Consider the following 1,316-nt stretch of genomic DNA (forward strand, 5'->3'; position numbering starts at 1 on the left):
CGAGTTGCTGGTCAAGCACCCGGTGCACCGTCTCGGCGGGCATCGGCGGCGCGGCGGCCTGCAGCTTGGTGAGTGCCTCGCGGTAGTGCTCGCCGAACTCCTCCGGGACCGCGGCCTCCATCACGCTCAGCGCCTGGCCGAACTTCATCGCGCCGCCCTTGAGCTCGCCGAGCACGGTGAACAGCTGTTCGGCGGCCTTCTGGTTCAGCGTGGCGTTGATCTGCTGCTTGTCACCCCCGACCAGCTTCTTGCCGAAACCGACGGCGGCTCGTCCGGCAATACCGAGCGGAATCTTGGCCAACTTGGCATTGCGGCTGGAACTGCGGCGCACGATCTCGGACACGCTACCCATCATGGCCGAACTTGCCGCTGGTGTGCCATAAGAATGCTCACACCGTGCGGTGTGAGTCCTCACCGGCCCGCGTCCGATTCCGGTGTGGTCAGGGTGCGGCAGCCGCAGTCGGGATGCGGTGGCCAGGGGCGTCGGTGCACCTCGTGGGTGTCGAGGTTCAGCTCCATCGTGGCGTCGAGCGTGCCCGGGTCCTGGCGGGGTGAACAGGCGACGATCGTCTCCAGCTCGCCCAGCGCCAGCGCAGTGGTGGCCGCGATCCCGGCCGGTGAGGCGTGCCCGGTGCGGCCGAGCAGCTGGGCGGCCAGGTGCGGCCAGTCGGCGTCGAACCCGGTGCGGGTGAGATCGGCGCAGCGCAGGCAACTGGTCCGGCCCGGCAGGACCAGCGGGCCGACCACACCGATGCCGTCGCGGATCCGGACCTGCAGGTGCGGTACCCGGCGCAGCACCAGGTCCACCGACAGGCGCGGGTCGACCATCAGCGCGTCGGTGAGGACCACCAGGTTGCACCCCGCCCCGACCGCGGTGCCGGGCCGGTACTCCCGGGATCGGGTCGGCCGGATGCCCATGCGCCGCACACCGATCGTCACCGCGTCCGACAGCGGCCCGAGCCCGTGCACGGCGACACCGCGCACCGTGCCCTGTTTGCGCTCTGGTTGCAGCAGCAGCCCGGCCTCGTCGATCGCGCTGACCAGGGCGACGGTGCGCGCGGGCGCGATACCGAATTCGCCGGCCCGCCAGACGATCTGGGGCATCGACTGCAAGCCGTCGAGCAGGCGAAGGAAGGCCAGGACGGTGCCGGTGTCGAGTTCGGTGGTCTCGAGCAGCAGCGCTCGCTCCGGGTCCCACCCCAGCTGCACGGTCCCGGAGGGCCGAACCAGGGTGATCACCCGCGGGTGCAACATCGGTCCGCGCAGTGGCGTCGTGGTCGTCATGGCGCAAGTATCGGCTCGCGCCGACGGCCGAC

At 70.7% G+C, this 1,316-nt stretch carries 1 protein-coding gene and 1 pseudogene; both read right to left on the reverse strand.

Annotated features, from left to right (window positions below):
- Positions 1 to 343, reverse strand: a pseudogene (locus tag ACWDNU_RS46025) (AarF/ABC1/UbiB kinase family protein); the annotation flags it as partial.
- A gap of 68 nt (positions 344 to 411) precedes the next feature.
- On the reverse strand, positions 412 to 1,316 hold a 905-nt coding region (locus ACWDNU_RS46030), incomplete at its 5' end, for a TOMM precursor leader peptide-binding protein (protein WP_449673472.1).

The organism is Amycolatopsis sp. NPDC003676, from assembly GCF_053587275.1.